Origin of the sequence: Halomonas sp. (assembly GCF_014859505.1) — a bacterium.
In the GTDB taxonomy this organism is placed as follows: Bacteria; Pseudomonadota; Gammaproteobacteria; order Pseudomonadales; family Halomonadaceae; genus Halomonas.
Window position 1 is genome coordinate 1 of the sequence record NZ_JACUUD010000150.1, and the last position, 5903, is coordinate 5903.

The 5903-nt window shown below is 68.3% G+C and carries 5 protein-coding genes; all 5 read right to left on the reverse strand.

Annotated elements, in window-relative coordinates; all coding sequences use genetic code 11:
• Nucleotides 1-20: 20 nt before the first annotated feature.
• Nucleotides 21-785 (reverse strand): YdcF family protein, encoded by a 765-nt coding sequence (locus IBX53_RS14095; RefSeq protein ID WP_290910398.1) that lies wholly within the window; start codon nucleotides 783-785, stop codon nucleotides 21-23.
• Nucleotides 785-1867, reverse strand: a complete 1083-nt coding sequence (locus IBX53_RS14100) for a hypothetical protein (protein ID WP_290910400.1) — start codon at nucleotides 1865-1867, stop codon at nucleotides 785-787. The genes IBX53_RS14095 and IBX53_RS14100 overlap by 1 nt, the downstream gene beginning before the upstream one ends.
• A gap of 112 nt (nucleotides 1868-1979) precedes the next feature.
• Entirely contained in the window at nucleotides 1980-2615 is a 636-nt protein-coding gene (nth, locus tag IBX53_RS14105) for an endonuclease III (RefSeq protein ID WP_290910403.1), read from the reverse strand.
• 389 nt (nucleotides 2616-3004) lie between these two features.
• Nucleotides 3005-3790 carry an RnfABCDGE type electron transport complex subunit B gene (locus tag IBX53_RS14110; protein WP_290910404.1) on the reverse strand — a complete coding sequence of 262 codons (786 nt, stop codon included), beginning with the start codon at nucleotides 3788-3790 and terminating at the stop codon, nucleotides 3005-3007.
• A gap of 7 nt (nucleotides 3791-3797) precedes the next feature.
• Complete coding sequence (gene metG / locus IBX53_RS14115; RefSeq protein WP_290910407.1) at nucleotides 3798-5834, reverse strand: methionine--tRNA ligase; 2037 nt, start codon at nucleotides 5832-5834, stop codon at nucleotides 3798-3800.
• Between the last annotated feature and the right edge of the window lie 69 nt (nucleotides 5835-5903).

Sequence of the window (5903 nt, forward strand, 5' to 3'; positions counted from 1 at the left end):
GCCGCCTGCTCAGCGGTGGCTCATGACCGGTTGCCGATCCGCGTCAGCAGGGCGTCGCGCACCCACAGTACTCCGCGTCCCAGCCATTCGTTCAGGGCCCGGGTGCTCTCGTTGAGGTGATAGGCGCGGGGAATCCAGCCGTGGAGCCCCGGAGGCGGGGCGCTGGCGAACTCGGTGGGGGCGGGGATCACCGTCAGCCCGGCCCGCTCGAACTCCGCGCCGGCGCGGGGCAGGTGCCAGGCCTGGGAGACCAGGGCCACCCGCTGGATGCCGGCGGCCCCCAGCATGGCGGCACTGAAGCGGGCATTCTCTGCGGTGTTGCGGCTCTCGCCCTCGAGCCAGCGTACCGGTACCTCGAACACCTCGCGCAGCGCCGCGGCCATCAGGCTCGCCTCGGCGCTGTGCTCGTCATGGACCCGCCCGCCGCTGACCAGGATCGGCAGGCCGCTGCCCCGGTGCAGGTGGGCACCATAGGCCAGCCGCCGCCAGGTGGGGTTGGAGGGGGCATCGCCCCAACCGAATTCCGGGGCGACGTAGTCGCGCCCGCCTCCCAGGATGACGATGGCCTGGGCGCCGCGCAGCGAGGCGGGGCCGGGCAATGGCGCCGGTTCCAGGCCCTGGCGCAGGGCATGGCTGGCCCAGGGAGTCGCGAGCAGCAGCAGGCTGGCCAGCCCGAGTGCGACCAGCAGGCCACCGGCCAGGCGCCGGGCCCCCAGCAGCAGGCCGGCCAGCACCAGCAGGACGTTGACCAGCGGCGGCAGCGCCAGGTACTTGAGCACTTCCATCAGCAGGTCTTCCCGATCCGGGCGTCCAGCAGGTCCAGGCGCCGGGTGGGCCAGTGCACCACGGCGGTGTGGCGGTGCATGCGCTCGGCGAGCCAGGGGTGGTGCTCCTGGATCACTCGGGTGGCGAAATCGGCCAGGAAACGGGACTTGAGCTCGGCCCGGGCACGATCCACGCCCACCGCCTGGTAGGGGGTGGAGGCGAGCAGCATGCAGCCGTCATCGGGAATGCGCCCGGCGGCCATGTTGTCGTCGATGATGTCCGCGGCGGTGCCGATGGGCTCGGCCAGGCTCGGGCCGTAGGGGCCGATGATCAGCGCGGTATTGGGCAGGTGCAGGAAGTCGAAGCCGCGCCCCACGCAGATCACCCACTCGCGGTGCTCGATATCGAGCTGGCGGGCCACGCCGCGCAGGCTCGCCGCATGGGCCAGGTTGCCTTCGAGCAGCGGCAGCAGGTCGCGGCGGATATCGGCCGGCATGTCCGGGCAGAGGGTGGCGACCCGATGGCCGAGGCTCTCGCCGTCGTCGGGGTCGAGCGTCCCGATGTCCAGGGTCGCTTCCCCCTCGCCGTGGAGGATGAGGGCGTCGGAGTCGGTCTCGAAGCCGCACACCAGGGGGTAGACGTGCTGGTGGTCGCGCCCGAACAGCTGCTCGGCCTGGGTGCGGATCTGGCGGGCGTGGGCCAGGGCGGCGCCGGCATCACAGCCGAAACCGGCGCAGCCGCGCAGGCGCTCCCCCCGGGAGAAGTGGTAGGTGATCATCAGCAGCGATCCGTGGCCGGCACGGATCCCCTCGGCCACCGCCTCGGTCACCAGTTCCCCCAGGTAGGGCCAGCCCAGGTCGAAGATACCGCCGAGGTTGCGGAAGGGGGTGATGATCCCCAACGGCGTACGGGTGGCGTGGGGGATATGGATGCGCCCGTCCATGCACTTCAGCACCAGCAGGCGGGTGGGGTGCCGGGCCAGGTAGCGCTCCCGCGCCAGGCTGGCCGATGGGCTGCAGTAGGTGTCGGCGTGCTGGCGGGAAAGGGCCAGCAGCGCCTCGATGCGCTCGGCGATGGGGCGGTCGTGGAGTGGGATGGGCATGGGGCTCCGAAAGGGCTCTTGTCGTTGTGGGGCTATCCTCGCCCAGCCACCGGCGGCTGCCAACCCGCCCTTCGGTGCATGTCCTTTTGCGTGCCTTGCCCGGGCGCCGCGGCTAAAGCTCCGTCTTCTCCTTGAATTCGCAGAGGTCCTCGATGACGCAGCTGCCGCAGCGCGGCTTGCGTGCCACGCAGGTGTAGCGGCCGTGGAGGATCAGCCAGTGGTGGGCGTCCTGGCGAAACTCCTTCGGCACGTGGCGCAGCAGCTTCTTCTCCACCTCGACCACGTCCTTGCCCTTGGCGATCCCGGTGCGGTTGGAGACCCGGAAGATATGGGTGTCCACGGCGATGGTGGGCTGGCCGAAGGCGGTGTTGAGGATGACGTTGGCGGTCTTGCGGCCCACCCCGGGCAGCGCCTCCAGGGCGGCGCGGGTCTCGGGCACCTCGCCGCCGTGGTTGTCGATCAGCAGGTGGCAGGTCTTCATCAGGTTCTCGGCCTTGGTGTTGAAGAGCCCGATGGTCCTGATGTGTTCCTTGAGGCCGTCGATACCGAGCTCGATGATCGCCTGAGGGGTATTGGCGACGGGGAAGAGCCTGGCCGTGGCCTTGTTGACGCCCACGTCGGTGGCCTGGGCGGAGAGCAGCACCGCCGCGAGCAGCTCGAAGGGGGTCGTCCAGTGGAGCTCGGTGGTGGGCTCGGGGTTGTGGTCGCGCAGCCGCGCGAAGATCTCGAAGCGTTTCTGGGCGTTCATGGCATCTTTTTCGTGATTTGTCGGGCGCCTTCGGCGCCATTCGCCCGGGGAACCCGGGCTCCCACCAGTGGCTTTGAGCCTTGGTGACCAACAAGCTACCACCGAGGACTGCTCCTTCTGGTAGTGACCCGAAGGGCTGGAGCTTTTCCTGCTGCCACCGAGGCCTGTTCCTTCTGGTGGGAGCCTTTCCTGCTGCCACCGAGGTCTGTTCCTTCTGGTGGGAGCCACGCTTTGCGGGGCGAAGTGAGCGGAGGCCACTGCATGAGCCAGTAACTCTACGGGGCGCCTGCGGTGCCATTCGTCGAAGCGTCGAACCGCGGGAAAGCCCAGCTCCCACCAGTAGCTTGAAGCGATTTAGACTCCGCCTTCGCCCAGCGGTGTGATTCGCCTTATTCGGTCGTGCCTGTCTGCTCCAGCGCTTTTAGGGCATCGGCGAGCAGCCGCTCTGCTTCGGGCAACTGGGCTCTGGCGGTGGCCTCGGCCACGGCGTCGTGACGACGCTGGGCGCTTTCCAGCTGTTGCTGAACCCGCCTGACGGCCTGTTCGGCGGCCTTCAAGGCCATGCGGCGCTGACGGTTTACCGCGGGCCCTGCAGCGGCAGGGCCCGAGCCACCGGGGCGGCGCTGCTGCATCACCCGCTTCTGGCGTTCCAGGCGCTTCTCCCTGGCCTGCCGAGCGAGGCGCGCCTGGCGGGCTCGGTGGCGGCGGCGACCCAGGTCCGCACGGCGCGCCAGGTAGGCGTCGCGTTTGGCCTCGCTCTCGGCGGCCTGCCAGGCGGGGTGGGGGACGAGATCGATGCAGTCCACCGGGCAGGGTGCCACGCACAGCTCGCAACCGGTGCACTCGTCGGTGATCACCGTGTGCATGCGCTTGGCCGCACCCAGGATGGCGTCCACCGGGCAGGCCTGGATGCACTTGGTGCAGCCGATGCACTCGTCCTCGCGGATCACCGCAGCCAGCGGCAGCTGGGCGGGCTCCGCCAGGGGCTGCACCGGCTGGCCCGTAAGCTCGGCCAGGCGCTCAAGCGTGGGCTCGCCACCCGGCGGGCAGCGGTTGATCGGTTCGCCCTCGGCGATCGCCTCGGCATAGGGCAGGCAGCCATCGAAGCCGCACTTGCCGCACTGGGTCTGCGGCAGCAGGGCGTCGATGGCCTCGATCCGCTCGCGTTGGCTCACGGTGGCCTCAGGTCACCCGCTGGCCGGGTTCGGCGCCGGCGTCCGCCGAGAGCAGGTAGATGCCCTCGTCGTTGGCCGAGGCCAGCACCATGCCTTCGGAGAGGCCGAAGCGCATCTTGCGCGGGGCGAGGTTGGCCACCATCACGGTGAGCCGGCCCTCCAGCGCCTCGGGGGCATAGGCGGCGCGGATCCCCGAGAACACCGTGCGGGTCTCGCCGCCCAGGTCCAGGGTCAGCTTGAGCAGCTTGTCGGCGCCCTCGACGTACTCGGCCTTGGCGATCCGAGCGATGCGCAGGTCCACCTTGCGGAAGTCCTCGAAGCCGATCTCCGGGGCGATCGGCGTCTCGGCCAGGGGCCCCCTGGGGGTCTCCTTGAGCTTCTGTTCTTCCACCAGATCCTCCTTGGACGCCGCCATCATGGCATCGATCTTCTCCCGCTCGACGCGGGTCATCAGCGGCTTGAACTTGGCAATCTCGTGGCCCAGCAGCACCTCGTGGCGGCTATGCCAGTCGAGGCTTGCCAGCTTCAGGAACTCGCGGGCCTCTTTGGCCATGGCCGGCACCACCGGCGCCAGGTAGACCATCAGCTGGCGGAAGAGGTTGAGGCCCACCGAGCAGATATCGAGGACCTCCTGCTCGCGGCCCTCCTGCTTGGCCAGCACCCAGGGTTCGGCGTCGGCGATGTAGGTGTTGGCCTCATCCGCCAGTTCCATCACCCGGCGCATGGCGCGGCCGAACTCCCGGGTCTCGAAGAACTCGGCGATCTCGTCGCCGGCGGCAATGAAGCGGGCCACCATCTCCGGTTCGGCGCAGTGGGCCGAGAGAGTGCCACCGCCGAGCTTCTTGACGAAGCCGGCGCAGCGGCTGGCGATATTGACCACCTTGCCGACCAGGTCGCTGTTGACCCGGGCGGCGAAGTCCTCGAGGTTGAGGTCCAGGTCATCCACCCGGGAGGTGAGCTTGGCGGCAAAGTAGTAGCGCAGGTACTCCGGGTTCAGGAAGTCCGCGTAGGTGGCGGCCTTGATGAAGGTGCCCCGGGACTTGGACATCTTGGCCCCGTTCACCGTCACGAAGCCGTGGCAGTTCACCGCCGTGGGAGTGCGGAAGTCGGCGCCGTGCAGCATGGCCGGCCAGAACAGGGCGTGGAAGTAGACGATGTCCTTGCCGATGAAGTGGTAGACCTCGGCGTCGCTGTCCCTGTGCCAGAAGGTGTCGAAGTCCAGACCCTGCCGGTCGCAGAGGTTCTTGAAGCTGGCCAGGTAGCCGATGGGTGCGTCCAGCCAGACATAGAAGTACTTGCCCGGGGCGTCGGGAATCTCGAAGCCGAAGTAGGGGGCGTCGCGGGAGATGTCCCACTCGTTGAAGCCGGCCTCGAACCACTCCATCAGCTTGTTGCGGATCTGGGGCTGGACGTGGCCGTCGTTGATCCACCGATGCATGAAATCGGAGAAGTCGGGCAGCTTGAAGAAGTAGTGGGTGGAGCTTCTCACCTCGGGGGTGGCGCCGGAGATGGCCGACACCGGGTCGATCAGCTCGGCCGGGGTATAGGTGGCGCCGCACGCCTCGCAGTTGTCGCCATACTGGTCATCCGCCTTGCACTTGGGGCAGGTGCCCTTGATGAAGCGGTCGGCCAGGAAGAGGCCCTTGACCGGGTCGTACATCTGCTCGATATCGCGGGTGGCGATATGGCCCTTGTCGCGCAGGCGGGTGTAGATCAGCTCGCTGAAGTAGCGGTTCTCGTCGGAGTGGGTCGAGTGGTAGTTGTCGAAGGCCACGCCGAAGGTGGCGAAGTCCGACTGGTGCTCCTGGCTGACACGATCGATCAGCGCCTCGGAGGTGATCCCCTCCTGCTCGGCGCGCAGCATGATGGCGGTGCCGTGGGCATCGTCGGCGCAGACATAGTGGCACTCGTGGCCGCGGCTCTTCTGGAAGCGCACCCAGATATCGGTCTGGATGTACTCGAGCAGGTGGCCGAGGTGGATGGCGCCGTTGGCGTAGGGCAGGGCGCTGGTAACCAGGATCTGGCGCTTGGCGGTCGTCGACATTTCGGCTCTGGATTCCCATGAAAATCAGGCCGTCGATTGTAGCGGTCTTGGGGCGAGGCTGCACCCGCG

What these genes read in the sequence shown, in the direction of transcription:
- IBX53_RS14095 (WP_290910398.1), bottom strand. Translation starts at nt 785, where the DNA reads ATGGAAGTGCTCAAGTACCTGGCGCTGCCGCCGCTGGTCAACGTCCTG.
- nth (WP_290910403.1), bottom strand. Translation starts at nt 2,615, where the DNA reads ATGAACGCCCAGAAACGCTTCGAGATCTTCGCGCGGCTGCGCGACCAC.
- IBX53_RS14100 (WP_290910400.1), bottom strand. Translation starts at nt 1,867, where the DNA reads ATGCCCATCCCACTCCACGACCGCCCCATCGCCGAGCGCATCGAGGCG.
- metG (WP_290910407.1), bottom strand. Translation starts at nt 5,834, where the DNA reads ATGTCGACGACCGCCAAGCGCCAGATCCTGGTTACCAGCGCCCTGCCC.